29 protein-coding genes are annotated in these 26041 nt (G+C 71.9%); 20 read left to right on the forward strand and 9 right to left on the reverse strand.

Translation table 11 applies throughout. The features are described from left to right. The first annotated feature begins 81 nt into the window (after nucleotides 1-81). Nucleotides 82-600, forward strand: a complete 519-nt coding sequence (locus DEJ00_RS04315) for a helix-turn-helix domain-containing protein (RefSeq protein WP_111056541.1) — start codon at nucleotides 82-84, stop codon at nucleotides 598-600. Here the strand turns inward: DEJ00_RS04315 and DEJ00_RS04320 are convergent. Continuing rightward, complete coding sequence (locus DEJ00_RS04320) at nucleotides 584-1429, reverse strand: LuxR C-terminal-related transcriptional regulator (RefSeq protein ID WP_111056542.1); 846 nt, start codon at nucleotides 1427-1429, stop codon at nucleotides 584-586. The genes DEJ00_RS04315 and DEJ00_RS04320 overlap by 17 nt on opposite strands. 110 nt (nucleotides 1430-1539) lie before the next feature. Here DEJ00_RS04320 and hxlB point away from each other — a divergent pair, with 110 nt between their 5' ends. The 3 genes from hxlB to DEJ00_RS04335 all read left to right on the forward strand — a co-directional run bounded on the left by hxlB (nucleotide 1540) and on the right by DEJ00_RS04335 (nucleotide 3584). Next, nucleotides 1540-2103 (forward strand): 6-phospho-3-hexuloisomerase, encoded by a 564-nt coding sequence (gene hxlB, locus DEJ00_RS04325; RefSeq protein ID WP_111056543.1) that lies wholly within the window; start codon nucleotides 1540-1542, stop codon nucleotides 2101-2103. Between the two features lie 11 nt (nucleotides 2104-2114). After that, nucleotides 2115-2738, forward strand: coding sequence for a 3-hexulose-6-phosphate synthase (gene hxlA, locus DEJ00_RS04330; protein ID WP_027466791.1), 624 nt, complete (start codon nucleotides 2115-2117; stop codon nucleotides 2736-2738). A 123-nt stretch (nucleotides 2739-2861) separates the two neighbouring features. Further along, on the forward strand, nucleotides 2862-3584 hold the full coding sequence (locus DEJ00_RS04335; RefSeq protein WP_027466790.1) for an alpha/beta hydrolase: 723 nt from the start codon (nucleotides 2862-2864) through the stop codon (nucleotides 3582-3584). Between the two features lie 71 nt (nucleotides 3585-3655). On the opposite strand, the gene DEJ00_RS04340 is transcribed toward DEJ00_RS04335, so the two are convergent. Beyond that, nucleotides 3656-5011, reverse strand: a complete 1356-nt coding sequence (locus tag DEJ00_RS04340; RefSeq protein ID WP_035809271.1) for an APC family permease — start codon at nucleotides 5009-5011, stop codon at nucleotides 3656-3658. A 201-nt stretch (nucleotides 5012-5212) separates the two neighbouring features. Between DEJ00_RS04340 and DEJ00_RS04345 the strand changes: the two genes are divergently transcribed. The 3 genes from DEJ00_RS04345 to DEJ00_RS04355 all read left to right on the forward strand — a co-directional run bounded on the left by DEJ00_RS04345 (nucleotide 5213) and on the right by DEJ00_RS04355 (nucleotide 9519). Then, nucleotides 5213-5980, forward strand: coding sequence for an HAD family phosphatase (locus DEJ00_RS04345; protein ID WP_111056544.1), 768 nt, complete (start codon nucleotides 5213-5215; stop codon nucleotides 5978-5980). A 73-nt stretch (nucleotides 5981-6053) separates the two neighbouring features. Next, on the forward strand, nucleotides 6054-8564 hold the full coding sequence (locus DEJ00_RS04350; RefSeq protein ID WP_111056545.1) for a glycoside hydrolase family 65 protein: 2511 nt from the start codon (nucleotides 6054-6056) through the stop codon (nucleotides 8562-8564). Between the two features lie 187 nt (nucleotides 8565-8751). Next, entirely contained in the window at nucleotides 8752-9519 is a 768-nt protein-coding gene (locus DEJ00_RS04355) for an SDR family NAD(P)-dependent oxidoreductase (RefSeq protein ID WP_027466787.1), read from the forward strand. 205 nt (nucleotides 9520-9724) lie between these two features. Here DEJ00_RS04355 and DEJ00_RS04360 read toward each other — a convergent pair whose 3' ends face one another. Further along, nucleotides 9725-10240 carry a DUF1697 domain-containing protein gene (locus DEJ00_RS04360; RefSeq protein ID WP_071245687.1) on the reverse strand — a complete coding sequence of 172 codons (516 nt, stop codon included), beginning with the start codon at nucleotides 10238-10240 and terminating at the stop codon, nucleotides 9725-9727. A 26-nt stretch (nucleotides 10241-10266) separates the two neighbouring features. After that, on the reverse strand, nucleotides 10267-10533 hold the full coding sequence (locus DEJ00_RS04365; protein ID WP_035809269.1) for a hypothetical protein: 267 nt from the start codon (nucleotides 10531-10533) through the stop codon (nucleotides 10267-10269). A gap of 133 nt (nucleotides 10534-10666) precedes the next feature. Here DEJ00_RS04365 and DEJ00_RS04370 point away from each other — a divergent pair, with 133 nt between their 5' ends. Further along, nucleotides 10667-11119, forward strand: a complete 453-nt coding sequence (locus tag DEJ00_RS04370) for a hypothetical protein (RefSeq protein ID WP_017887957.1) — start codon at nucleotides 10667-10669, stop codon at nucleotides 11117-11119. Between the two features lie 143 nt (nucleotides 11120-11262). On the opposite strand, the gene DEJ00_RS04375 is transcribed toward DEJ00_RS04370, so the two are convergent. Then, entirely contained in the window at nucleotides 11263-12738 is a 1476-nt protein-coding gene (locus DEJ00_RS04375; RefSeq protein WP_027466783.1) for an NCS2 family permease, read from the reverse strand. Between the two features lie 157 nt (nucleotides 12739-12895). Between DEJ00_RS04375 and folE the strand changes: the two genes are divergently transcribed. The 5 genes from folE to DEJ00_RS04400 all read left to right on the forward strand — a co-directional run bounded on the left by folE (nucleotide 12896) and on the right by DEJ00_RS04400 (nucleotide 16957). Beyond that, nucleotides 12896-13507: a GTP cyclohydrolase I gene (gene folE, locus DEJ00_RS04380; RefSeq protein ID WP_027466782.1), complete on the forward strand. Its 612-nt coding sequence runs from the start codon at nucleotides 12896-12898 to the stop codon at nucleotides 13505-13507. Further along, entirely contained in the window at nucleotides 13504-14424 is a 921-nt protein-coding gene (folP, locus tag DEJ00_RS04385; protein ID WP_051597008.1) for a dihydropteroate synthase, read from the forward strand. The genes folE and folP overlap by 4 nt, the downstream gene beginning before the upstream one ends. Further along, the gene (locus DEJ00_RS04390) at nucleotides 14421-15170 is read left to right on the forward strand and encodes a pyrimidine reductase family protein (protein ID WP_258373538.1); all 750 of its coding nucleotides are present in this window, start codon (nucleotides 14421-14423) and stop codon (nucleotides 15168-15170) included. Before folP ends, DEJ00_RS04390 begins: the two co-directional genes overlap by 4 nt. A gap of 120 nt (nucleotides 15171-15290) precedes the next feature. Beyond that, nucleotides 15291-15944, forward strand: coding sequence for an HAD-IA family hydrolase (locus tag DEJ00_RS04395; protein WP_111056547.1), 654 nt, complete (start codon nucleotides 15291-15293; stop codon nucleotides 15942-15944). 470 nt (nucleotides 15945-16414) lie between these two features. Then, on the forward strand, nucleotides 16415-16957 hold the full coding sequence (locus DEJ00_RS04400) for a type 1 glutamine amidotransferase domain-containing protein (protein ID WP_027466778.1): 543 nt from the start codon (nucleotides 16415-16417) through the stop codon (nucleotides 16955-16957). Nucleotides 16958-16996: 39 nt separating this feature from the next. Here DEJ00_RS04400 and DEJ00_RS04405 read toward each other — a convergent pair whose 3' ends face one another. Further along, on the reverse strand, nucleotides 16997-17515 hold the full coding sequence (locus DEJ00_RS04405) for a molybdenum cofactor biosysynthesis protein (RefSeq protein WP_111056661.1): 519 nt from the start codon (nucleotides 17513-17515) through the stop codon (nucleotides 16997-16999). A gap of 155 nt (nucleotides 17516-17670) precedes the next feature. Here DEJ00_RS04405 and DEJ00_RS04410 point away from each other — a divergent pair, with 155 nt between their 5' ends. The 4 genes from DEJ00_RS04410 to DEJ00_RS04425 are packed head-to-tail and all read left to right on the forward strand — an operon-like array spanning nucleotide 17671 to nucleotide 20318. After that, nucleotides 17671-19263, forward strand: coding sequence for an AlkA N-terminal domain-containing protein (locus tag DEJ00_RS04410; RefSeq protein ID WP_111056548.1), 1593 nt, complete (start codon nucleotides 17671-17673; stop codon nucleotides 19261-19263). Then, the gene (locus DEJ00_RS04415; protein ID WP_017885832.1) at nucleotides 19260-19772 is read left to right on the forward strand and encodes a methylated-DNA--[protein]-cysteine S-methyltransferase; all 513 of its coding nucleotides are present in this window, start codon (nucleotides 19260-19262) and stop codon (nucleotides 19770-19772) included. The genes DEJ00_RS04410 and DEJ00_RS04415 overlap by 4 nt, the downstream gene beginning before the upstream one ends. A gap of 28 nt (nucleotides 19773-19800) precedes the next feature. Further along, nucleotides 19801-20061, forward strand: a complete 261-nt coding sequence (locus DEJ00_RS04420) for a type II toxin-antitoxin system Phd/YefM family antitoxin (protein ID WP_027466775.1) — start codon at nucleotides 19801-19803, stop codon at nucleotides 20059-20061. After that, nucleotides 20058-20318 (forward strand): type II toxin-antitoxin system RelE/ParE family toxin, encoded by a 261-nt coding sequence (locus DEJ00_RS04425; RefSeq protein ID WP_017885834.1) that lies wholly within the window; start codon nucleotides 20058-20060, stop codon nucleotides 20316-20318. The genes DEJ00_RS04420 and DEJ00_RS04425 overlap by 4 nt, the downstream gene beginning before the upstream one ends. Before the next feature lie 46 nt (nucleotides 20319-20364). Here the strand turns inward: DEJ00_RS04425 and DEJ00_RS04430 are convergent, their stop codons facing one another. Together DEJ00_RS04430 and DEJ00_RS04435 are read right to left on the reverse strand one after the other, a co-directional pair. Then, on the reverse strand, nucleotides 20365-20958 hold the full coding sequence (locus tag DEJ00_RS04430) for a TetR/AcrR family transcriptional regulator (RefSeq protein WP_111056549.1): 594 nt from the start codon (nucleotides 20956-20958) through the stop codon (nucleotides 20365-20367). 9 nt (nucleotides 20959-20967) lie between these two features. Beyond that, the gene (locus tag DEJ00_RS04435) at nucleotides 20968-21534 is read right to left on the reverse strand and encodes a hypothetical protein (RefSeq protein WP_111056550.1); all 567 of its coding nucleotides are present in this window, start codon (nucleotides 21532-21534) and stop codon (nucleotides 20968-20970) included. 211 nt (nucleotides 21535-21745) lie between these two features. Between DEJ00_RS04435 and DEJ00_RS04440 the strand changes: the two genes are divergently transcribed. From DEJ00_RS04440 to DEJ00_RS04450, 3 genes are all read left to right on the forward strand, one after another. Next, on the forward strand, nucleotides 21746-22567 hold the full coding sequence (locus tag DEJ00_RS04440) for an alpha/beta fold hydrolase (protein WP_111056551.1): 822 nt from the start codon (nucleotides 21746-21748) through the stop codon (nucleotides 22565-22567). 18 nt (nucleotides 22568-22585) lie between these two features. Beyond that, nucleotides 22586-23458 carry a hypothetical protein gene (locus DEJ00_RS04445; protein WP_110859458.1) on the forward strand — a complete coding sequence of 291 codons (873 nt, stop codon included), beginning with the start codon at nucleotides 22586-22588 and terminating at the stop codon, nucleotides 23456-23458. Between the two features lie 234 nt (nucleotides 23459-23692). Further along, the gene (locus tag DEJ00_RS04450; RefSeq protein WP_111056552.1) at nucleotides 23693-25168 is read left to right on the forward strand and encodes an APC family permease; all 1476 of its coding nucleotides are present in this window, start codon (nucleotides 23693-23695) and stop codon (nucleotides 25166-25168) included. Nucleotides 25169-25287: 119 nt separating this feature from the next. Here DEJ00_RS04450 and DEJ00_RS04455 read toward each other — a convergent pair whose 3' ends face one another. Continuing rightward, the gene (locus tag DEJ00_RS04455) at nucleotides 25288-26019 is read right to left on the reverse strand and encodes a LysE/ArgO family amino acid transporter (protein WP_111056553.1); all 732 of its coding nucleotides are present in this window, start codon (nucleotides 26017-26019) and stop codon (nucleotides 25288-25290) included. Nucleotides 26020-26041: the final 22 nt, after the last annotated feature.

Genomic DNA, 26041 nt, shown 5'->3' on the forward strand with positions numbered 1-26041 from the left:
GGGGAACTGGCGGGAAGCTGTCGTGTCGGTGGCGGGTCCCTGTCGTGGTGTGCCGTTCCGCGGTTCCCTACTGTTCAGGACATGAACGAGATGCGGATCGGTGAACTCCGACGACTGCGGGGCTGGACCCAGGAACGACTGGCCGAGACGAGCGGCATCGCCGTGCGGACGGTGCAACGGATGGAGAGCGGCAACGACGCGAGCCTCGAGTCGCTGTCCGCGGTGGCCACGGCCCTCGAGGTCCCCGTGCGCGACCTGTTCGCCACCGAGGAGCCGGCGTCGCTCGACCCCGGGGTGCGCGGTCTCGACGAGCGCGCCGAGCGCGAGCAGGCGCAGCGCGACGCTGCTTCGCGCGGCTGGCAGTACCTGTACTCCGGTGTCGGCATCGTCGTGACGCTCGGCACCCTGGCGCTCATCGGTTCGCGCATCTGGCCGGGTGCCGCGATCTTCGTCATCCCCCTCTACTGGGCGGGTGGGCGGCTGCTCTCCCAGTTCCTGCTGGCGACCGTCGTCGAGCCCGCGCTCGACCGTCGGTACCCGTTGTCGCGGTCTCGTCGGGACGCCTCGTCGCGATCCCGTCGGTTCACGCCCGGGAGCTGAACGCCGCGAGTTCGGCCCGGGTCCGGGCGCCGTGCTTCCGGAGCAGGTTCGCCACGTGGTACTTCACGGTGTTGACGCTGATGCCGAGTCCCTCGGCGATCTCCCGGTTGCCGACACCGGTCGCCACGAGCCGCAGGACGTCGCGCTCCCGCGGGGTCAGGTCGCCGTTGTCGACCGCGTCCACCTCGGTCGGCCGCGGGTCGAGCGGCAGTGAGATGTCGAGCACGGACCCCCAGCCGGGCGTGCTCGCGACCTGCACCCGTCCGTCGAGCGTGGCGACCCGCTCCGCGATCGGCCGCATGGCGTCGTCGTGCACGTCGAGCGTCCCGGAGCCGTCGTCGCGGAGCTGCATGAGCAGGTTCCGGCCGTCGCAGTCCCACTGGATGCGCACCCGCTTCGCCGCACCGTCGTCGACCAGGGCGAGCACCGCGGTCCGGACGATCGCCCGGGCCGCGTGGGCGACGTCACCCGGGAGCGCACGGCCGGTGGCCGGCGGCTCGACGAACTGCACGTCGAGGTCCCCGAAGCGCACGAGCGGCCGCAGGTCGGCGCGCAACCGCGAGAACGCGCCGGTGACGGGTTCGAGCAGGGTGCTCCGCTGCTGATCGGTCACGGTGCGCAGGTCGACGAGGGCGGCCGAGGCGATCTCGACGGCCTCGGCCCGGGCGGCCGCGTCGGTGACCCGCGACGACCGGAGCGCGGCGAGGACGGACTCGAGGGTCAGCGCGTGCCGGTCTGCCTGCTCGGCGACCGTGCGGGCGTGCTCGGCGGCCGCGAGCCGGATGGCGGAGCCGCCCCGGGCCTCCAGGGTGTCGACCGATGCGTCCATGGACGCGACGGTACCCGTCCCACCCGAGCGGATGGGCCCACCCGATGGGATGGGGTCCCTGCCGGGGCGGGTAGCGGCGTGCCGAGGCGCGCGGCGGAAGGATCGAGGGCATGGCAGCAACCACCGTCTCCGCAGCGCTCGACCTGGTCGTCCGCGAGGTCGGCGACCTGTCGGCCCGCCTCGACGACGCCCCGGCCCAGCGCGCACTCGACCTGATCGAGGGCGCCGACCGGGTGTTCGTCCACGGCGCCGGTCGCTCCGGACTCGCCCTCCGCATGACCGCGATGCGCCTCATGCACCTCGGCCTCGACGCGCACGTCGTCGGCGAGGTCACCACCCCGGCCATCCGTCCGGGTGACCTGCTCCTCGTCGCGAGCGGCTCCGGCACGACCACCGGCATCGTGCAGGCCGCACGCACCGCGCACGAGGTCGGCGCGTCCGTCGTGGCGCTCTCGACCACCGACGACTCCCCGCTCTCCGAGCTGGCGGACGTCACGATCGTGCTGCCCGCCGCGACGAAGACCGACCGCTCCGGCACCGCCTCGGCCCAGTACGCCGGTGGCCTCTTCGAACAGGCCGTCGCCCTGGTGGGCGACGCCGTGTTCCACGCCCTGTGGGCCCGAGGCGGGCAGTCCGCCGACGACCTCTGGCCCCGTCACGCCAACCTCGAATGAAAGGCACACCCATGCAGCTCCAGTTCGCCATGGACACCCTGACCACCGAAGCCGCCCTCGAGCTCGCCGCCGCGGCCGCGCCGCACGTCGACGTCCTCGAGCTCGGCACGCCCCTGATCAAGAGCGCCGGCCTGTCCGCCGTCACCGCGATCAAGGAAGCACACCCCGACAAGATCGTGTTCGCCGACCTCAAGACCATGGACGCCGGTGAGCTCGAGGCCGACATCGCCTTCTCGGCCGGTGCCGACCTGGTCACCGTCCTCGGTGTCGCCGGCGACTCGACGATCGTCGGTGCCGTCAAGGCCGCGAAGAAGCACGGCAAGGGCATCGTCGTCGACCTGATCGGCGTCTCCGACAAGGCCGCCCGTGCCCGCGAGGTCGTCGCGCTCGGCGCCGAGTTCGTCGAGGTCCACGCCGGGCTCGACGAGCAGGCCGAAGAGGGCTTCACGTTCTCGACGCTGCTCGACGCCGGCAAGGAGTCGGGCGTCCCGTTCTCGATCGCGGGTGGCGTGAACGCGTCCTCGGTCGCCTCGGTGCAGGAGGCCGGTGCCCGCATCGCCGTCGCCGGCAGCGCGATCTACAGCGCCTCGGACGTCGGCGCAGCAGCCGCCGAGATCCGCGCCGCCATCAAGTAGCGCGTCCCGGTCGCCCTTCCCGGGCGACATCGTGAGCAGGAATGGTCGGGTGTGCACGTCGCACCCGACCATTCCTGCTCACGAAGCGAACGCCGCCGTCCGGATGCGCCGTACGGTGGCCACATGAACCGAGCGCTGCGCTGGACCACCTGGATCGTCGCCGTCGTCGTGCTGATCGCGGTGGTGTTCCTCGTCTGGGCGCACATCGTCATGCAGGGCACCCGCAGCGCCGCCCTGCAGGTCTGGCGCGACGACCGGATCGCGGTCCGGGACGCCGGTGACTCGGTGGTGATGACCCCGACCGGCCAGGCCGACGGGGTCGGGATCGTCTTCATCCCCGGCGCGAAGGTCGACCCGTACGCCTACATGGCCACGTTCCGGCAGGTGGTCGCCAACGGCACGACGGTGGTCATCACGAAGCCGACGCTGAACCTCGCGTTCTTCGACACCCGGCCGCTCGCGACGTTCGAGGCCCACGCACCCTCCGTCACCCGCTGGGCGGTCGGCGGGCACTCCCTCGGCGGGGTCCGCGCGTGCCAGCTCGCCCAGGACGCCGACGGCCTGCTGCTGCTCGGCAGCTACTGCGCGAACGACATCAGCCGCTCCTACATCGACGTGCTGAGCGTCTCCGGTTCGCGTGACGGTCTGTCGACCCCGGCCAAGGTCGACGCCGCGCGGGACAAGCTGCCGTCGACCGCCACCATGACCGAGATCCAGGGCTCGAACCACGCCGACTTCGGCGCCTACGGCGACCAGCCGGGCGACCGCACGGCGACCATCAGCCGTGCTGATGCCCGCCAGCAGATCTCGGACGCGATCGAGGCCTGGGTGCGCGACCTGCGCTGATCACCCGGGCGGACCGGCGGACGCACCACGGGCCTCCAGACGGTCTGCCTGGAGGCCCGTGGGACGTGCCGTCAGTGGATCACGCCCGCCTCGTGGTCGCGTCCGGAACGGCGCCCGGTGAACCGGGCGACGAAGTACAGGACCACGCCGACGGCGAGCAGGATCGCGGCGTAGAGCCAGACCTGTCCGCTCTGCTGCGTCAGCAGCAGGATGCACGACAGCACCCCGAGCACCGGCACGAACGTCCAGACCCGGAAGTGGTCGTGCTCGACGTGGTCGCGGCGGAGCACCAGGACGGCGACGTTCGTGCTGATGAACACGAAGAGCAGCAGGAGCACGACGGTCTCGGCCAGCACGCCCACGTCGCCCACCAGGGTCAGGAGCATCGCGACGATCGTGGTGGCGACGATGGCGGTCCACGGGGTCTTGCGGTTCGGCAGGACCTTCGCGAGCAGGGCGGGCAGGAGCCGCTGCTCGGCCATGCCGTAGGTCACGCGGCTCGACATGATCATCGTGAGCAGCGCGCCGTTCGCGACGGCGACCAGGGCGATGAGGCTGAAGACCCAGTCGGGGATCGGGACGCCGGTGGCGGAGACGACCGCGAGCAGCGGGCCGCTGGACTCGGACAGCTCCGAAGCGGGCAGGGCGATCGCGCTGGCGAGGGCGACGAGGACGTAGACGACGCCGGCCGTGGCGAGGGCGCCGAACAGGGCCTTCGGGTAGACGCGGCGGGGGTCGCGGACCTCCTCCGCGATGTTGGCGGACGTCTCGAAGCCGACGAACGAGTAGTAGGCGACGATCGCGGCGCTCAGGGTCGCCAGGGCCGGGTTGGCCTCGGACGGGAACGCGCCGATCCGGGAGACGTCACCGCCGCCACCGCCGAGCATCACGGCCACGACGACGATCACGATGACGAGGCCGGAGACCTCGATGATCGTCATCACGACGTTGCTCTTGAGCGAATCGGAGATGCCGCGGGCGTTCAGGCAGGCGATCAGGGCGAGGAAGACGATCGCGGTGGGCACGGGCGGCAGGTCGACGAACGTGCCGAGGTAGTCGCCGGCGAAGGCGAGCGACAGGCCGGCGGCGCTCGTGACGCCGGCGGCGAGCATGCTGAACCCGACCAGGAACGAGACGATGGGCGCCTTGTAGGCGCGTTCGGCGAAGACCGCGGCACCGCCGGCCTTCGGGTACTTCGTCACGAGTTCGGCGTAGGAGCCCGCCGTGAGCAGTGCCAGCAGGAGCGCGAGCACCAGCGGTGCCCAGAGTGCACCGCCGACGTCCTTCGCCAGCGTCCCCATCAGGGCGTAGATGCCGGCGCCGAGCACGTCGCCGAGGATGAAGAGGAACAGCAGCGGGCCGGTGATCGCCTGGCGGAGCTTCGACTGCGTGCCGTCGTGGGGTGCGGCCGTGGTGTCGCTGGTCATGGTGGTGCCTTTCGTCCGGGTCAGCGTGCCGGGGTGTGTATCAGAGGCCTCACAGGTGCGCCGTGGCGGGGGTCCTCCCTGCACAGCGGAGCGGCCGGTGAACTCTCTCCACAGGGTGCGGCGCGTCGGAACGTCCGGACTGGAGCGGTCCTAGACTCGTCGGGAGCCACACGTCCACCACCAGTCCCCGGAGGACCGCAGATGACGACGCAGGACCACCGCACGCCCGCTCGACTCAGTGACCAGCGGGCGCTCCTGTTCGACCTCGACGGCGTGCTCACCCCGACGGCCGACGTCCACATGCGGGCCTGGAGTCGACTGTTCACGCCGTACCTCGAAGCACACGGGGTCGCGCCGTACACCGAGCAGGACTACTTCACCTCCATCGACGGCAAGCCCCGCTACGACGGCGTGCGCTCGCTGCTCGAGTCGCGCGGCATCGACCTGCCGCAGGGCACTCCCGACGACGCGCCCGACACCGACACGGTGTGCGGGCTCGGCAACCGGAAGAACGCGGAGTTCACCGCCGAGCTCGACGAGCACGGCGTCGAGCCCTACCCGGGTTCGCTGCGGTTCCTGACCGCCGCGATCGCCGCCGGACTTTCCGTCGCGGTCGTCTCGAGCTCGGCGAACGCCACCTCGGTGCTCCGGACGGCGGGCATCCTCGACCGGTTCCCGGTGGTCGTCGACGGGCTCGTCGCGCGCCAGGACGGCCTGACCGGCAAGCCCGCGCCCGACACCTACCTCGACGCGGCGACCCGGTTCGGGCTCACCGCCGCCGAGTGCGTCGTGGTCGAGGACGCCACCAGCGGGGTCGAAGCCGGCCGCAACGGTTCGTTCGGTCTCGTCGTCGGTGTCGACCGCGGCGCCGGGGCGGACGCCCTGCGCGAGCACGGTGCGGACGTCGTGGTGTCCGACCTCGCCGAACTCATCGACGAGCTGCCCGCACCGGCCACCAGCACGACGTAGGCCACCCGGCCGGACACTCCCTGCCTGCCGGCCGCACCGACGTACCCATCTCCCTCCCTTCCCACGGAGCAGCATGAACCCCATCACCTCGGACCCCCTCGACCGCGTCCGCTACCCGATCGACGAGTGGGCCCTCGTCGAGACCGAGTACACCCCCGACGAGCAGGGCGTCGCCGAGACGAACTTCGCCGTCGGCAACGGGTACCTCGGCCTGCGCGGCAACCTCGACGAAGGCCGTGGCGGCGTGCAGTACGGCACGTACATCAACGGGTTCCACGAGACCTGGCCGATCCGGCACGCGGAAGACGCCTTCGGCTTCGCGAAGACCGGGCAGACGATCATCAACGCGCCGGACGCCAAGGTCATCCGCCTCTACGTCGACGACGAGCCGCTCGTGCTGGCCGAGGCCGACATCCTCCGGCACACGCGTCGGCTGGAGTTCCGTGGCGGCTACCTGTTCCGCGAGACCGAGTGGTCGACGCCGTCCGGCAAGCGGGTGCTCATCCGGGCACGTCGACTCGTGTCGTTCACCGACCGGCACCTCGCCGTCATCGACTACGAGGTCACCGTGCTCGACGCGGACGCCTCGATCCTGCTGTCCAGCCAGATCCTCAACCGCCAGGACGTGCAGGACGAGTACCACGCCGGCATGCGTGCCGCGGCGAACGCCTTCGACCCGCGCAAGGCCGAGTCGTTCACCGAGCGGGTGCTCGTGCCGAAGCTCAAGCGCAGCACCGGCGGCCGTTCGGTCCTGGGGTACCAGGCGTCCAGCTCCGGCATGACGATCTGCGTCGGCGTCGAGCACCACATCGAGACCGAGAACAGCTGGGACGAGTCGTCGTCGATCGAGGACGACCTGGCGAAGCACGTCTACCGGGTGCAGGCCCGCGCGGGGCAGCCCATCCGGCTCGTGAAGCACGTGGTCTACCACACCTCCCGCGGGGTGCCCGTGCGCGAGCTGGCCGACCGGTGCGACCGCACGCTCGACCGCGCGCACGCCGAGAACGTCGACGAGACCTTCGCGAAGCAGCGCGACTGGCTCGACGACTACTGGGCCCGCAGCGACGTCGAGATCGCCGGTCAGCCCGCGATCCAGCAGGCCGTCCGCTGGAACCTCTTCCAGCTGGCGCAGGCCACCGCCCGCACCGACGGCCACGGCATCGCCGCGAAGGGCGTCACCGGCTCCGGCTACGGCGGCCACTACTTCTGGGACATGGAGATCTACGTCCTGCCGTTCCTGTCGTACACGGCGCCGATCGTCGCCCGGAACGCCCTGCGCTTCCGCTACAACATGCTCGACGCGGCACGGGCTCGGGCCCGCGAGCTGAACCAGCGCGGTGCCCTGTTCCCGTGGCGGACGATCAACGGGGAAGAGTCCAGCGCGTACTACGCCGCCGGCACCGCGCAGTACCACATCGATGCCGACATCTCGCATGCGCTCATGCAGTACGTCCGGGCCTCGGGCGACCGCGAGTTCCTGAAGCGCGGCGCCATCGACGTGCTCGTCGAGACCGCCCGGCTCTGGGCCGACCTCGGGTTCTGGCGGTCCAACGGCGACAAGAAGTTCCACATCGACGGCGTCACCGGGCCGGACGAGTACACGACCGTCGTCGACGACAACCTCTACACGAACGTCATGGCGCGGGCGAACCTGTGGTTCGCCGTCAACGCCTGCCGCGAGCTCGCCGCCGACGACGCCGAAGAGTACGACCGCATGGTGCGCCGGACCGGTCTGCAGCCGGACGAGCTCGTCGAGTGGGAGCACGCCGCCGAGTCGATGGAGATCCCGTTCGACCCGCACCGCGGCATCCACCCGCAGGACGCCCAGTTCCTCGACAAGGAACTCTGGGACCTCGAGAACACCCCGGAGTCCAAGCGCCCGCTGCTGCTCCACTACCACCCGCTGGTGATCTACCGGTTCCAGGTGCTCAAGCAGGCCGACGTCGTGCTCGCGCTGTTCCTGCAGGGGCACGAGTTCACGGCGGCCGAGAAGCGTCGCGACTTCGACTACTACGACGCGCTCACCACCGGTGACTCGACGCTGTCCGCGGTCGTCCAGTCGATCATGGCGGCCGAGGTCGGGTACCACGACCTCGCCGACCAGTACTTCCAGACCGCGCTCTACGTCGACCTGGCGGACCTGCACGGCAACACCTCGGACGGCGTGCACATCGCGTCGACCGGTGGCATCTGGGGTGCGCTCGTCAACGGCTTCGGTGGCATGCGTGACCACGGCGGTCGGATAACCTTCAACCCGCGGTTGCCGAAGCACTGGGACCGTCTGTCCTACCGTCTGACGGTGCGCGGGTCGCGGGTCCGGGTGGACCTGGAGCAGGAAGCCATGACCCTCACGGTCGAGACCGGTTCGGGCTTCACGGTGTGGGTGCACAACCAGCAGTGGGACATCGAGGCGGGGGAGCCCACCGTGGTGCCGCTGCCGCACCACGGGCCGCGCATGTCCGGGCACGCCCCGACCACCAGCGACATCCAGGGCACGCTGCGGGCGGACGGTTCGGTCATCACCGCGTCGATCCCGACGATCTCCCTGGAGCGCGACTTCGACCTCGACGACTCGACCGGCTGACGCCGGTCCCTGCGCCGCAGTCGCACGTCGCCCCGGTTCCGCCTCGCGGTGCCGGGGCGACCTGCGTCCCCGGGGTGTTCGCGGCGCCTCCGAACGCGTCCAGTCGGCCCGGGGCACCGTGGTCTGCCGTGCCCCTCGGGTCGATGGCGTCTCCCCGGGCACGGTTCGTGCAACGAGAGGAGACATCATGGGCAACCGGTTCGAGGGCAAGGTCGCGATCGTCACGGGCGCGGGGTCCGGCATCGGTGAGGCGACGGTGCGGGCGTTCATCGACGAGGGCGCGTCGGTCGTGCTGACCGACAGCGTCGAGGAGAAGGTCCGCGCGGTGGGTGACTCCCTGCCGACGCACCGGGTCGTCGCCCTGCACGCCGACGTGGCGAGCCCGGAGGACTGGGAGACCGTCGTCTCGGCGGCGATCGACCGCTTCGACCGGCTCGACGTCCTGGTGAACAACGCCGGGACCTTCAGCTCGGGCGACATCACCGACATCAGCACGGACGAGTGGCGCCGGGTCATCGAGACCGATCTGTCCGGTGTGTTCTACGGCACCCGGGCGGCCCTGCCGTTCCTGCGCGAGACGAAGGGGTCGATCGTCAACACGTCGTCGGTCTCCGGTGAGGACGCCGATTGGCGGATGAGCCCCTACAACGCGGCGAAGGGCGGCGTGACGAACTTCACCAAGGCCGCTGCACTCGACAACGGGCAGTTCGGCGTGCGCGTGAACGCCGTCGCTCCGGGACTCATCTGGACCGACCTGACCCAGGAGCAGGCGGAGGACGAGGCCCTGCAGTCGAAGTTCACCGAGCGCATCGCCCTCGGCCGCGGGGGCCGCTCTGCCGAGGTCGCGGAGGCGATCCTGTTCCTGGCCAGCGACGCGGCCTCGTTCATCACGGGCGCGGTCCTACCCGTGGACGGCGGCACCATGGCGAGCAACGGGCAGCCGCCGCAGGCCTGAGCCACCCGGCGTCGGCGCCGGTCGTGATCGCCGTCCAGTGGCGTCGATTCGAGGACGACGTACAACGGGCCGAGCCGCCAGCTCCGGCCGTGGTCCCACTGCTGGAACGGTTCGTAGCCGAGTTCGCCGAGCAGCCAGCCCCAGGACCCGGCGGCGGTGTCGAGGTCGGCGGTGCGGAGCTCGACGTGGTGCAGGGTGCCGAGCGTCACAGGAGCTTCCGCAGCGTGTTCGTGTTGCGGGTCGTCGTCGTGCGCTTGAAGCGTGCGGCGCCGGCCCGCTTGGCGAACACGGTGTCGGTGCTCGAACCCTTCGGGCAGGACCAGTAGACGACCCCGTTCCCGCGGGCGACCCGCTCGACCGACTCGTCGAGTTCGAGGTCGCCGACCAAGGCGTCGAGCGCACCGTCGTCGGACCCGAACACGACGTAGTCGTGCCGTTCGCCGGAACGCGCGAAGGGGAAGCCGTCGACCACGGCCGCGAGGGCGTCGTGCCGGACGAGCACGATCCAGGCGTCGTACCCGAACCGGTCGCGAAGCCCCTGCTCGATCGACGTCTTGAGCTGCTCGGCGGGCACGTCGGCGGAGAACACGACGTTGCCCGAGGCGAGCACGGTGCGGACGTCGTCGAACCCGAGCCCTCGGAAGAGCTCCGCGAGCTCGGCGCTCCGGATCGTGATGCCGTTCACGTTGACGCCGCGCAGCAGCGCCACCCACCTGTCCATGTCCGGACGGTAGCGGTCCGGGCCGCTCACGTCCACGTCCGGGCCACGCCCCAGCCGGCACCCTGCGGCACGATGTCGACCACCAGGGCCTCGCCGTCGTCGTCGCTGGTCGCCTGGAACCGCCAGCCCACGGTGCGTTCGGGCGCGTGGGTGATCGCGGTGGGCAGTTCAGCGCGCGTCACGGTCAGCCGGGTGGGGGTGTCGCTCACCCGCCAGCGCCGTCCGGCCCACACCAGCCGGGTCGGCGTGCCCTCGGCCCACCACACCGTGGCGGCCGTGTCGGTGATCATCATCGGCCCTCCTCGTTCGAACGTGTGTTCGAATGGTAGGTGTCGACCTCCGACGTCGCAACCACCGGCGGCCGACCCCGGCGGGTCGTGGGCGAACCCCTCGAACGACGCAGCAGTCGTCGTGTAGACGGGACCCATGACGAACGACGCACAGGGCCCCGACGCGCAGCACCAGGTTCCCGAGGGGGTGTCCGAGGCCACGGTCGAGGCGCTCGGCAGCCTGTCCGCCGCGGTCGAGGTCATCGAGCACGCCCGCGGTCTGCTCTACGGGTTCCACCGACTGACCGGCACCGCTGACCTGAACCTCGGTGAGGCGGTCGAGCAGCTGCGCAAGGCCGGGCACACCGAACTCGCCGAACGCATCGACACCGAACTCGTGGGCCGCAACGTCATCGCGGGCCGCTGGACGTTCCAGATCGTCGAGGACTACGACGACGGCTACTACGCCCTCGCCAAGGAGCTCGAGCGCACGGCGCGCGACGAGCTCGTGCAGGGCCGTCGCCACCTGTTCGAGGCGGGCATGAAGGAAGACCGTCGCACCCAGGACCAGCGCCACCACGAGGCCACGCCGAGCGACCTGCCGGACTGACCACGGGCCTCCAGGCCGACGCCGGCCTGCGGAAGACGCCGGCATCTTGCGGAGACGCCCCAGAAACGTCGAGACGCCGCCGGAATCGGCGGCGTCTCGATGACACGACGGCGTCTTGTGACAGGCTCCGCCCGACCAAAGCCTCAGCCGACGCCGAGCAGCGCCTCCAGCGGCCCCCGCGCGAAGTACAGCAGGAAGCCCGCGGCGACGACGTAGAGCAGCCACGAGACCTCACGGCCACGGCCGGACAGCAGCTTGATGAGCACCCAGCTGATGAAGCCGGCGCCGATGCCGTTCGCGATCGAGTAGGTCAGCGGCATGACGACGATCGTCAGGAACGCCGGCAGGGCCGAGCCGAAGTCCGACCACGAGATGTCCGCGACCTGCGCGACCATGAGCGCACCGACGACGACGAGCCCGGCGGCGGCGACCTCGAGCGGGACGACCTGGGTGAGCGGCGTGAGGAACATCGACGCCAGGAACAGCAGGCCGGTGACGACCGAGGCCATGCCCGTGCGGGCGCCCTCGCCGATGCCGGAGGCCGAGTCGATGAAGACGGTGTTCGACGACACCGACGCGCCACCACCGGCGATCGCGCCGACGCCCTCGACGACGAGCGCCGACTTCAGGCGGGGGAACGTGCCGTCGGGCTTCGCGACACCGGCGGCCTTGGCCAGACCGGTCATGGTGCCCATGGCGTCGAAGAAGTTCGTGAAGACGAGGGTGAAGACGAGCATCGACGCGGCGAGCGGGCCGATGCGGGTGAAGGCACCGAAGACGTCGGCGTGGCCGACGAGCGACAGGTCCGGCACGGCGAACAGCGCGCTCGGCAGGCCGGGGGCGTTGAGGTTCCAGCCGGTCTTCGAGTCGACCGACGTCGGCACCTGGAAGATCGCCTGCAGGATGATCGCGATGATCGTGGTCGCGACGATGCCGATGAGCAGCGCACCCTTGACCCGGCGGGCCATGAGCGTGCCGATGATGATCAGGCCGATCAGGAACACGATGGTCGGCAGGGCGCCGACGGAGCCGTCCTCACCGAGCTGCAGCGGCGGCGACGCGAGCCCGGAGGACCGCACGAAGCCGGAGTCGACGAGCCCGATGAACGCGATGAACAGGCCGATGCCGACCGTGATCGCGGCCTTCAGCTGTGCCGGGACGGCGGTGAAGATCATCGTCCGGATGCCGGTCAACGCGAGGATCACGATGATCACACCGTTGATGACGACCAGCCCCATCGCCTCGGCCCAGGTGACCTGGTGCACGACGCTGACGGCGAGGAACGAGTTGATCCCGAGCCCCGCGGCGATGCCGAACGGCAGGTTCGCGATGATGCCCATCGCGATGGTCATGACGCCGGCGACGAGGCCGGTCGCCGCGGCCACCTGAGCGTTCTCGAGCCAACCGCCGCTGACGTCCTTGGCGGCCTGGTCGGCGCTGAACCCGCCGAGGATGAGGGGGTTCAGGATGACGATGTACGCCATCGTCACGAACGAGACGAGGCCACCGCGGACCTCGCGGGGGATCGACGATCCGCGTTGCGTGATGGAGAAGAATCGATCGAGGCCGGTCGCGAAGCGGTTCCGGGGCGTGGTGTCGGTCTGCGGGGCGCTCACCACGAGAGTTTAAAGGACGCTGGGTTTCGGGCGTGTCACACCGGTCTCACAGGTTGTGACAGCCGGGAGGCCCGTTCCACGCGGATCGCGCACCTCGCGCTGGGCGTCTGCCCGCGTTCTCCGGCCACGGCTGGTGTTGGATGAGCGGGTGACGTCACCCATGGACCGCGCCCGTGTCGAGGCCGCCGTCCGCGAGCTGCTGCTCGCCATCGGCGAGGATCCCGACCGCCCGGAACTCACCCGCACCCCCGCCCGTGTCGCCGACTCGTACGCCGAGTTCTTCTCCGGGATCGGCACCGACGCGGTCGCCATCGCCCGGGACGGCACCGTGCACGCCGAGGACGGTGAGCGCGGTCGACTCGTCATCGTCCGCGACGTCAAGTTCCGCTCCGTCTGCGAGCACCACCTGCTGCCGTTCCTCGGGGTCGCGCACCTGGCGTACGCGCCGGGCGACCGCCTCATCGGGCTCGGCACGCTGGCACGGGTGCTCGACGCGGTGGCCTCCCGTCCGCAGCTGCAGGAGCGGCTCGGCGAACAGGTCGCCGCGACCATCGCCGAGGGGCTCGGCGCCGAGGGCGTCCTGGTGGTCCTCGACGCGCAGCACCAGTGCGTCACGACGCGTGGGGAGCGCCAGACCGGTTCGACGACCGTGACGGTGGCGGCGACCGGTTCGCTGGCCGACACCGCGGGACGGGCCGAGGCGATCGCGCTCATCGGCGCGGGGCGTGCGACGGACGCCGGGCACGACGCGAGTGCCGGGGCGGACGCATGACGGGCCTCCCCGACGGCGCGGCCGGACCCGGCTGGGTCGTGCCGGACCTGCGCCACCCGGTCCGGACGTTCGGCCGCCGCACCATCGACTTCGACCACCGCATCGCCGTGATGGCGATCGTGAACCGCACCCCCGACTCGTTCCACGACCGCGGCGCCACCTTCGAGCTCGACCGGGCCGTCGCCGCCTCGGTGCGCGCCGCCGAGCAGGGCGCCGACTGGGTCGACATCGGTGGCGTGAAGTTCGCCCCGGGCCCGGAGCTGCCCGCCTCCGACGAGATCGACCGCGTCGTGCCCGTCGTCGAGCAGCTCGCCCAGCAGTCCGACGTCGTCATCAGCGTCGACACCTTCCGTCCCGAGGTCGCCGCGGCGGCGATCGCGGCCGGGGCGACCGTCGTCAACGACACCACCGGCCTGTCCGACCCGCGGATGGCCGCCGTGGTCGCCGACTCCGACGCCACCGTCGTCATCACGCACTCGCTCGCCGAACCCCGACGGCCCCTGCCGGCGCCGCCGCAGTACGGCGACATCGCGGGCGAGGTCGTCGCGTTCCTGCGCGAACGGGTCGACCGGGCGCTCGCCGCGGGCATCCCCGAGTCGCGGATCATCGTCGACCCGGGCCACGACCTGCACAAGAACACCGTGCACACCCTCGAGCTCACCCGTCGACTGCCCGAGGTCGTCGCGCTCGGCTACCCGGTCCTCGCCGCGGTGTCGAACAAGGACTTCGTGGGGGAGTCGCTCGGGCGCCCCCGCGGTGAACGGCTCTCCGGATCGCTCGCCGTGGCGACCGTGAGCGCGATGCTCGGCGCCCGGATCGTCCGCATGCACGACGTCGCCGAGAGCGTCGACGCGATGCGCATGGTCGAGGCCACGCTCGGATGGCGCACCCCCGTGGAATCGAGGCACAACACGTGAACGTCCTGCCCCCGTCGATCGCGGACCTGTCCGACGACGACCTGCTCGAGCTCTACACCGCCGACGCCGGGGATCCCTGGCTCCGCGTGAACTTCGTCGCGACGCTGGACGGTTCGGCCTCGGCCGCCGGGGTGTCCGGGTCGCTCGGCGGTGACGACGACCTGCGCGTCTTCGACCTGCTCCGGCGGGTGGCCGACGTCGTGCTCGTCGCCGCCGGCACGGTCCGCGACGAGGGCTACGGGCCGATGGTCCTGCACGACGCCGACGTCGCCTGGCGGCGGGCCCACGGCATGCCGGACCACCCCGTGTTCGCGATCGTCACCGGGTCGCTGTCGCTCGACCCGACGTCGCGGGTGTTCACCGAGGCGCCGGTGCGCCCGATCGTCCTGACGTCGGCGACGGCGGCTGCGTCGTCGAAGGCCCGGGCGCTCGCCGAGGTCGCGGACGTCGTGCCGTGCAGCGCGGACGACGACCCGGACTCGGTGGACGCCGGACGGATCCGTGGGCTGTTGGCGGGCCGTGGCCTCGGGACGATCCACTGCGAGGGCGGGCCGTCGTTCCTCGGAGCACTCATCGCCGCGGACGCCGTCGACGAGCTGACCCTGACGATCGACCCGTCGCTCGAGGGCGGGGCGGGGCCGCGCATCGCCCGAGGGTCGTCGCCGGAGCTCCGTCGGATGCGACCGGCGCACGTGTTGCTCGGCGCCGGCGGCGTGCTGCTCACGCGGTACGTCCGGGCGCGCTGACCCCGCCCGCGCTGGCGCCGCGGGTGCGCTGGCACCGCGGGTGCGCTGGCGCCGCTCGCGCGCGGACCGCGTGACCGCCGGACCGCGGGACGGTCGGGCCCGTGGGCTAGGGTCGGGCGCGTGATCGACATCGTGGCGTCCGGGGTCCTCTTCGACATGGACGGGACCCTCGTCGACTCGACCGCGGTGGTCGAAGCGACCTGGACCCGGTTCGGGAACGCGAACGGCATCGACCCCGACGAGATCCTCGCGTTCTCGCACGGGCGGCAGGCGATCGACACCCTGCGGCGCTTTCTGCCCGACCTGCCCCTGGCCGAGCAGCAGCGGATCGCGGCGGAACTCGTCGCCGAGGAGACCGCGAGCACCGAGGGCATCCTCGAGATCCCCGGCGCCGTCGCCTTCGTGCAGCGACTCGTCGAACTCGGTGTCCCGGTGGCCCTCGTGACGAGCGCCCCACGTGACCTCGCCGCGGGCCGGATGGTGGCCGCCGGGTTCGCCGTGCCCGAGGCCTTCGTGCCCTCGGAGGACGTCGAGCACGGCAAGCCCCACCCCGACGGCTACCTGCGCGGAGCTGCCCTGCTCGGCGTCGACCCGACCGACTGCGTGGCGTTCGAGGACGCCCCCGCCGGACTCGAGTCCGCCATCGCCTCCGGTGCGACCACGGTCGTCGTCGGGCCCCTCGAGCACCCGGTGACGGCCGGCCTGCACCGGGTCCACGGGTACGACGGCCTGACCGTCGAGCGCGACGGCGACACCTTCCGCATCCGCGGCTGAGCGCGGCGCCCGTCCTGCCCGGCGCGTCGGCCCGCCGGCTGGTCAGGACATCCCGCCCGGCCTGCGCTGAGTGGTCGGGAACCGTCGGTTGTGCCGCCGCCAGCCGACGGTCCGCGACCGTCCGGCGGACGTGAGCGGGGTGTTGCGACCGGCCGGGTGGCGGCCTGGAGGCCCGTGGCGGGCCCGCACCGTGCCTCCAGGCTGCCTTTGGGCGCGTCCACGGCGCCTCGTCGGCTGGTCAGGACATCCCGCCCGGCCTGCGCTGAGTGGTCAGGAACCGTCGGCTGCGCCGCCGCCAGCCGACGTTTTGTGACCGCCCGGCGGACGTGAGCGGCGAGTTGCGACCGCTCGACCGCCCGCTCGACCGCTCGACCGCCCGCCCCCCTGAGCCGCCCCTGCACGCCTGCCCAGCCGACGCCGACGACCCTCGGGTGTGCGGCCGGAACGACCGGGCCGCGGAAGGAGCGATCATGGCAACCCTCGACGGCAAGAAGGTCCTCGTCATCACGACGAACTACGGCGTGGAGCAGGACGAGATCGTCGTCCCCACCGAGCAGCTGCGTGAGCGCGGTGCCTCGGTGACCGTGGCGGCGAAGGAGACCGGCACGATCCAGACGCTGGTCGGCGACAAGGACCCGGGGCAGACGCTCGAGCCGGACACCACCATCGCCGGTGTCGACGCGAAGGACTTCGACGCCCTCGTGATCCCCGGCGGCACCATCAACGCCGACACGCTGCGCCAGGAGTCCCGTGCAGCGACGCTCGTGCAGGCCTTCGCCGAGGCGAGCAAGCCGGTCGCGGCGATCTGCCACGGCCCGTGGACCCTCGTCGAAGCGGGTGTGCTGTCGGGCAAGACCGTCACGTCGTTCCCGTCGCTGCAGACCGACCTGCGCAACGCCGGAGCCGAGTGGGTCGACCAGGAGGTCCAGGTCGACGGCGGCTTCATCACCTCCCGCACCCCGGACGACCTGCCGGCGTTCGTCGACGCGATCGAGAGCGCCCTCACCGCCTGAGCGCCGTGTCGCCGAGCGTCTCGCCGCCCGGCGACCACGTCAGCCGAGCGCCACGGGGCGGGCCGTGCGGAGCACCGCGGGTCCGAGGGTGAGCACACCGTCGGACTCCGGGTCGCACCGCACGCCGCCCCGGCCGCGCATCACCCGGAACGCCCCGGGGGCCACCTCGTGGTCCATCCAGGCGCAGGGGTTCGCCGCACGGTAGCCACGGAACCGGACCGGTCCGTCACCCGCGTCCGGCGTCACGCTCTCCAGCGAGAACGGCTCGCCCCGAAGTGCCTCGACGTCGGCGCCCCGCAGGAACACGTTCCGCCGGGTCGCAGCGGGGTCGACGGTGGCACCGATCGCCTGACCGACGGCTTCGAGCCCCTCCAGTCCGATCACCGTGACCGAGGCGTGCACGTGCGCCCGGGCCGCGAAGTACCGGTCGCCGACGATGCCCAGCCCGGCCCGCAGCTCGATCCGGTCGCGTGACTCGTCCGGATCGTCCGCGGCCACCGGCAGCGCGCCGTCGGCCGGGCGCCCCTCGTACCGGTGCCGCGGCGAGACGAGCAGCATCGCGACCTCGACCTCGGTCCGGAACGGCAGGTCGTCGACGCCGGCCACGTCGTCTGCGGGAGTCACGCGGCCAACGCTAGCCGGGCCTCCCGGCCGTGCGCTGCTCCGTCCGATTCCCGCCAGTCGACGTCGGCGGCGCATGTCAGGCTGAGCCCATGACCAGCCCGGACACCGACGCGCAGCCCGACGCGCTGCACGCCGAACGGCACCGCGCCGTCGCCTCGCGCGACGCGCGCTTCGACGGCCAGTTCGTCACCGCCGTGCACTCCACCGGCATCTACTGCCGGCCCAGTTGCCCGGCCCGCACGCCGAGGGTCTCGGGCGTCACCTTCTACCGCACGAGCGCCGCAGCGCACCTGGCCGGCTTCCGCGCCTGCAAGCGCTGCCTGCCCGAGGCAACTCCCGGCAGCCCCGAGTGGGACCTGCGCGAGGACGTCGCCGGCCGGGCGATGCGGCTCGTCCTCGACGGTGTCGTCGAGCGCGACGGCGTGCCCGGGCTCGCCGCGCGCGTGGGGTACTCGGAGCGGCAGCTCAACCGCATCATGACGGCCGAGCTGGGCGCCGGGCCGAAGGCGCTCAGCCGGGCGCACCGGGCGCAGACCGCGCGGACCCTGCTCACCTCGTCCGACCTGCCCGTCGCCGACGTCGCGTTCGCCGCGGGGTTCGCCAGCGTCCGACAGTTCAACGACACCGTGCGCGAGGTCTTCGCCGTCACCCCGACCGAGCTCCGCGCACGCCGGTCCGGGGGAGTCGACGGCGCCACGGACGGCGGCGACGGCGGACTCCACGTCCACTTGCCGGCCCGGGCACCCTTCGACGCGCAGGGCCTGCTCGACTGGCACGCGCTGCACGCCCTGCCGGGCGCGGAGCAGGTGGACACCGACCCTGCCGGTCGGGTCACGTCGTACGGGCGGCTGGTCGACCTGCCTGGAGGCCCGGGCTGGTTCAGCGCGTCAGCCGCCGTCCCCGACGTGGCCGGGCGGGGCACCGGGATCGACCTGCGCGTGCGGGTCGCCGACCTCTCCGACCTGCCGGCCCTCGTGGCGCGTGTCCGGGCACTGTTCGACCTCGACGCCGACCCGGTCGCCGTCGACGCCGTCCTCGGAGCCGTGCCCGAGCTCGCCGGACCCGTCGCCCGGGTGCCCGGTCTCCGCCTCCCCGGCGCGGTGGACGCGCACGAGATCGTGTTCCGCACCCTGATCGGGCAGCAGGTCTCGGTGGCCGCGGCGCGTACCGCGCAGACCCGGCTCGTGGCCGCACTCGGAGCGACGGTGCCGGACGCCATCCAGGCCGGCGGGCTGCTCTTCCCGTCGGCGGCGGTGATCGCCGAACGCGGGCGCGAGGTCCTGCGCGGTCCGGCCGCCCGCGTCGACACGATCCTGCGGGTGGCCGCCGCGCTCGCTGACGGGTCCCTGGTGGTGGACGGTGGGCAGTCCCTCGGTGACCTGCGCGACGGACTCCTCGCGGTGAAGGGCATCGGGCCGTGGACCGCCGACTACGTCGCGCTGCGGGTCCGGCACCACCCCGACATCTTCCTCCACAGCGACCTCGCCGTGCGGAACGGTGCACAGGAACTCGGGCTGCCCGGAACGGCGCGCGAGCTCTCCCTATGGTCGGAGCAGGTGGCCCCCTGGCGGAGCTACCTCACGATGCACTGCTGGCGACCGATCATCGACCGCGCGACGACCGCGACCGCCGGCGCCCGTGCAGCCCGTGCCCCCGAGGACCCCCGGAAGGACGACCGATGACCGACGCAACCATCCAGACCCTGGACACCCCCGACGGGCCGTTCACCGTGCTCGAAGACGCCGAGGGCAGGGTCCTCGCCTCCGGGTGGACCGACTCCGTCGAGCGGATCCTCGCCCGCCTGGCCGATCGCCACCGCCCCGACCGCGTGCTCGACGGCGTGGTCGCCTCGGCCGACGCCGTCGACGCCTTCTACTCGGGCGAGGTCGAGCACGCCATGCAGGTACCGGTCCGGCAGTTCGGCACCGAGCTCTTCACCGAGGGGTGGCGCCAGCTTCGCCGGATCCCCGCCGGCGGCACCCTGACCTACACCGGGTTCGCGGCGGCGATGGGCCGGCCCGACGCGGTGCGGGCGGCGGCGAGCGTGTGCGCCCGGAACGCCCCCGCACTCTTCGTCCCGTGCCACCGGGTGCTGCGCTCGGACGGCACGCTCGGGGGCTTCGCGTGGGGGCTCGACGTCAAGCGGTCCCTGCTCGAACGGGAGTCGGTCGGCACCACGGCACTCGTCTGATTTGTACAAAACGCTCTAGAATGTACAGGTGAGCGAAGTGTCGATCTCCGAAGCCCGTGGCCGTCTGGCGTCGATCATCGACGACGCCCGTCACGAACCCGTCTACCTGACCCGGCGCAACAAGCGCGTCGCTGCCGTGGTCGACGCGGCCGTCCTCGACCGGTTGCTCGAGGCGGCGGAGGACCTGGACGACCTGGTCGCCTACGACGAAGCCGTCGCCGAGAGTGCCCGCATCGGTGGCGAGAACGTCAAGTGGGACGACCTCAAGCGCGAACTCGGCCTCGGGTGACGTACTCGGTCGAGGTCATCCCGGCCGCGCAACGCGTCATCCGCAAGCTCCCGCTCGACGGACGGCGGCGGATCGAGGGGCTCCTCGCGATCCTCGCCGAGCACCCCCGGCCACCCGCCGCACGCAAGCTCGTGAACCGGCCCGGATGGCGAGTCCGCTCGGGGGACTACCGACTGATCTACCGGATCGACGACGGCAAGCTCGTCGTGGTGGTCGTCGACGCTGGGCACCGGCGCGAGGTCTACCGGGACCGCTGAGCCGGCAGCCGTCAGTCGTCAGTCGTCAGCCGTCAGCCGTCAGCCGTCAGCCGATCGCGCCGCGCAGGCTGTCCACGTGCAGCTCGACGAGCGCCAGGACCCGCTCCGGCGCACGCGCCGTCGGGTCCCACGTGTGCTCGATCGCCAGCCCGTCGATGAGCGCGTGCAGCCGGTCGGCCTCATCGGTCAGGTCGCGATCGGCACCGAAGCTGCCGTCCTCGCGCAGGATCTCCAGCGCCCGGGTGCACACCCGGCTGACCCCGTCGTTCAGGCGTCGGGCGCTCGCAGCCAGGTGTTCGTCGGTGCGCGCGAGCACGCCGAGCTGCACCTGCGCCAGGATCTCGGTCGTGCGCTCGGCATCGAGCGGCAGCACCTGGGCGAGGACGTCCAGTGCGAGCGCACGACCCGTCGAACGCAGGGCGCCGAGCCGAGCGGTGACCCGTTCCTCGATGATCGTCAGGCAGTGCTCGCGCAGGGCGTCCTGCGTCGGGAACACGCGGCGGAGTGACGCCGGGGCGATGCCGGCCTCGTCCGCGACGTTCCGCACGGACAGTGCGCTGAGGCCGTCCCGCTCCAGGATCCGCAGGCAGGCCGCGGCCACCAGGGATCCCCGTTCCTCGAGGTCGACACGGCGGGGCACCGGGTCAGCCTACGGCCGGCTCGACGCGCCGGCCGGGTCCGCGGCTGCGGAGGTGACTCGGCGCGGCCAGATCGTGTAACTGATCGCCCACAGCAGTTCGACGCCCAGGACCACCCCGAGCAGTGCGACCGTGCCCTGCAGCTCGTCCGTGCGCTCCGGGTCGCCGACGACGAGGACGAGTCCGCCGATGATCCCACCGGCGATCAGCACGGCGAGCCCGGTCCGCAGCACGTCGCCCCAGCACCGGGCCGTGTACCGCCGTCCACTCAGCCGTTCTGGTGCCGGACCGCCGGCGAACCGGTGCGTGAAGCGGACGTCCGCCCACGCGATCATCCGGTGCCCGTACGCGACCGAGAAGCCGATGTAGATCGCCGCGAGCCCGTGGTGCCACGACGCGGTCCCACCGCCGAGCAGGTCGACCGTGACGACCGCGAGCAGCACGACGTCGATCACGGGTGCCGCGACGAGCATCGCCGCACCCGTCCGCGGCCGTCGCAGCAGGTACCGGGTGGTCAGGCCGCCGAGGATCGCGACCCAGAAGGCGATCTCGCAGGCGACGATGGCGATGAGTGTCATGGTTCCCCGTTGCAGTGGCGGTGATCGTGTGAGTACAGGTGTACTCAAACAGCATGGCACGGCGACCGCCACGGTGTCGAGCGACGGGGTTCTGCCCCTGGAAGCGGGGGGAGACACGGGCTCCCACGCCTGCGACACTCGGAGGACCGGTAATCCGCACGGTCCCCTCCGAGGCCCGACGCATCGCCGTCGACAGCTCGCAAAGGACCCCATGCTCCCTCCAGTCGACCGAACGGTCGTCTCCTCCGACGGCACCACCATCGCCGTCTCCGAGGCAGGGGACGGGCCGGCGGTCGTCGTCGTGGGCGGTGCCTTCGACCACCGGGGGACCCCGTACCTCGAGCGCGTGGTCGCCGAGCTCGGCTCGACCCACCGCGTGGTGACCTACGACCGCCGTGGCCGTGGCGCCAGCGGTGACTCCGCGACGTGGGCGATCGAGCGCGAGGTCGACGACCTGCGCGCCGTCGTCGAGAGCATCGGCGCACCGACCACCGCCGTCGGCATCTGCGTCGGCGCCGGTGTCGTCCTGCACGGGCTCGCCACCGGACTGCCCGTCGACGGTGCCGTCCTGTGGGAACCGCCGTACCGCGCCTCGGTCGACCCCCACGCCGACGACGTCGTGTTCGCCGACCTGCTCGACGAACACGTCGGTGCCGGCCGCCGGGCCCAGGCCGTCCGCGGGTTCCTGACCCAGGTGCTCGGGGTCCCGATGGGCCAGGTCACGGCACTGCGGCTCAAGGGCTCGCTCTGGCGCTCCCTGGTCGTCGACGCCCACGTGCTCAGCCGCGAGGTCCGTGTGCTGAACGGCCTCGCCGTGCCCGAGCGGGTCGCTGCCGCCGTGGGGGTGCCGGTGCTCGTCGGCGCCGGTGGCGACGGACTCGAGTGGATGCGTCGTGCGGCCCGCGCCCTCGTCGACGCCGTGCCCGGTTCGGAGTACACCGAGGTGCCCGGGCAGGGACACGTCCCCGCCCCGGCGGCCCTCGGAGCCCTGATCGACCGCGTCCGGAGCCGGATCGTCTCGCCCAGCAGCTGACTGCGAGAGGATGGGCGGGTGAACGCACCCCGCCTCGGTCTCCTGCTCGACGTCGACGGGCCCATCGCCAGCCCGGTCTCCCGCACCATCGCGATCCCGAGCATCGTCGCGGACCTCGTCGCGCTCGCCGCCGAGGGCATCCCGATCGTCTTCAACACCGGACGCAGCGACGCGTTCATCCGCTCCGAGGTCGTCGGCCCGCTGCTCGCCGGTGGCCTCGCCGAGGGCGGGCGGGTCCACGCGGTCTGCGAGAAGGGCGCCGTGTGGTGCTCGATCGGTCCGCAGTACGACGGCGGCATGGGCGAACTGACGGTCGCCGAGGACCTCGCGCTGCCGCGGGACTACGCCGACGAGATGCGCGAGCTGGTCCGCGACGAGTACGCCGACCTGGTGTTCTTCGACGAGACGAAGCGCGCCATGGTGTCGATCGAGCAGCGCGTCGAGGTGCCGAACGCCACCTACCTGGCCCGCCAGCCGGAGTTCGACGCGAAGGCCATGGCCGCGCTCGAGCGTCGCGGGCTCGGTGTCCGCCGACTCGACGACGTCCGACCCGACGCCGACGGTGCCGTGCAGTGGCGCATCGACCCCACGATCATCTCGACCGACGTCGAGTCCGACCGCAGCGGCAAGGACCTCGGGGCCGAGCGCTCACTCGAGCTCCTCGGACAGGACGGCGAGCTCCCGGTCACCTGGCGCACCGTGGGGGACTCCCGCAGCGACTACGCCATGGCGGACTGGCTGCACGCCCACGGCCACGAGGTCGCCCACGTCGACGTCCGTCCCGCCGACGGGGTGCCGGCCACGCCGTACCCGGTGCTCACCGCCCCCGACGGCGTGATCCACGACGAGGCTGGCGCCCGGTTCCTGGCGGACTGGCGCGCGGGCCGCTGACGCGAGCACAACCGCACCCCGCGACCGCACTCCGCGAACGCGCCCCGCGACCGCACCCCGCGACCGCGGCCCTGGACGCATCCGTCGGCCGACCGAGCGGTGCGTGCCGGACCGGTGCCGGGCCTCCTGGCCGTCGCCGGACCCGGCCACCGTCCGGGCGGACGCTTTGCGTGACACAGTGGTACACCAGTACCCTTCCGAGGTCCGCCGCCAGCCGATGACGGGATCCACCCCATGGCAACGAAGCTCCGCATCAAGTCGATCGAGGCCTCCCTGGCCGACTCCGAGGAGCAGGGCAGGTCCCTGAAACGCTCCCTGAAGACGTTCGACATCGCCGCGATGGGGATCGCGGTCGCCGTCGGCGCCGGCATCTTCTCGGTCGGCGCGAACGCCGCCGCGAACTTCGCCGGGCCCGGCGTCATCATCTCCTTCCTGCTCGCCGCCGTCACCTGCGGCCTGGCGATCATGTGCTACGCCGAGTTCGCGTCGACGATCCCCGTCGCCGGCTCCGCGTACACGTTCACCTACGCCACGATGGGTGAGCTCCTCGCCTGGATCGTGGGCTGGGACCTCATCCTCGAGACCCTCACCGCCAGTGCCGTGATCGCGAAGTACTGGGGTATCTACCTCAGCGAAGCGTTCAAGGTGTTCGGTGTCGGCTTGCCGAGCACGATCCAGCTCGGTCCGATCCCGTTCACCTGGGGTCCGGTGCTCATCGTCGGGATCTTCACGGTGCTCCTCGCCTTCGGCACCCGCCTGTCCTCGCGGGTGTCGGCGGTCATCACCGTCATCAAGGTCGCCATCGTCGTGTTCGTCATCGTCGCCGGTGCGTTCTTCGTCAAGGCCGCGAACTTCACCCCGTTCATCCCGCCGGCCGAGCCCGCCAAGGGCGCCGAGGGCAGCGTCTGGACCCAGTCGCTCGTGTCCTGGTTCACCGGTGCCGAGCCCGCCCAGTACGGCGTCTTCGGCCTGCTCGCCGCGGCGTCCCTGGTGTTCTTCGCCTTCATCGGCTTCGACGTGGTCGCCACGAGCGCGGAGGAGACCGAGAACCCGCAGAAGACGCTGCCGCGCGGCATCTTCATCGGCCTCGGCATCGTGACCCTGCTCTACGTCGGCGTCAGCATCGTCATCACCGGCATGGTGTCGTACCAGCGCCTGGCGGAGGAGAAGACGCCGTCGCTGGCCTCGGCGTTCAACATCGTCGGACTGCCGTGGGCCGCCGGCATCATCGCCATCGGCTCGCTGATCGGTCTGACCACCGTCGTCATGGTGCTGCTGCTCGGCCTGTCCCGCATCGTCTTCTCGATGAGCCGCGACGGACTGCTGCCCCGCTGGTTCTCGAAGACCAACCCGAAGACGCAGACCCCGGTCCGCGTGCAGGTCGTCGCCGGTGTCGTCGTGGCGCTGCTGGCCGGGTTCACCGCGGTCGACAAGCTCGAGGGCATGATCAACATCGGCACGCTGTCCGCGTTCGTCCTGGTGTCGATCGGCATCGTCGTGCTGCGTCGCTCGCGGCCCGACGCCCCGCGGGCCTTCCGGGTGCCGTGGTCGCCCGTGCTCCCGATCATCTCGGCGGTGCTGTGCTTCTGGCTGATGCTGAACCTCGAGGTCGAGACCTGGCTCCGGTTCGTCGTCTGGCTGGTCATCGGCTTCGTCATCTACTTCGGCTACAGCCGTCGCCACAGCCGCGTCGGCCAGCGCATGCAGTAGGGCGGTTCCGCAAGACACCGGTGTTCGCACGTTGCACACCCGCACAACGCGGTTCGACGTGTGGACACCGGTGTTTTGCAGCCCGCCGCCGCCGCCGCCGCGCCGCGCGCGGCGCTCCGCTACGCGCCAACGAGCAGGAGCGCGCCGAACGCGAGCATCACGACGGCGACCAGCCCGTCGAACACCCGCCAGGTCAGCGGCCTCTCGAACAGCGGCCGCAGCAGGCGTCCGCCGAACCCGAGCGCACCGAACCACAGGCAGCTCGCCGTGACGGCACCGATCGTCCAGAGCCACCGGTCGTCCGCGCCCTGCTGGTTCGCCACCGACCCGAGGAACACCAGCGTGTCCAGGTAGACGTGCGGGTTCGCCCACGTGAAGACGAGCATGGTCAGCACCGCCGTCCGCATGGTCACCACCTGGCCGGGAGGCGCGGTGCGCGTCCGCCCCGCCGCCACCGTCGTGCCGGTGGTCGCGTCGACCCCCGCACCCGCACCCGCGCTGGCGCCCACCACGCCGTCGTCGGCCGCCTCGTCGGCCACCCGCATCGCGTCCCCCGAGGGCCGCAGCGCACGCCGCGCCGCGAGCACCCCGTAGGTGAGCAGGAACGCGGCACCGACGAACCGGACCACCAGGAGCGCCACGGGGAACCGTTCGACCACGGCACCGACCCCGAGCACCCCGGCGACGATGAGCAGCGCATCCGAAGCGGCGCACACCACGACGGCAGCCGCCACCACCCGGAGCCCGGCGCTCACGGCGAGGCGCAACAGGTAGGTGTTCTGCACACCGATCGCGACGATCAGTGCGAGGCCGGTGCCGAGGCCGGAGAGCAGGGGCAGGAGCGTGGTCACGGTCCGACGCTAAGGCCCGACC

The organism is Curtobacterium sp. MCLR17_039, from assembly GCF_003234745.1.
Taxonomy (GTDB): Bacteria; Actinomycetota; Actinomycetes; order Actinomycetales; family Microbacteriaceae; genus Curtobacterium; species Curtobacterium flaccumfaciens.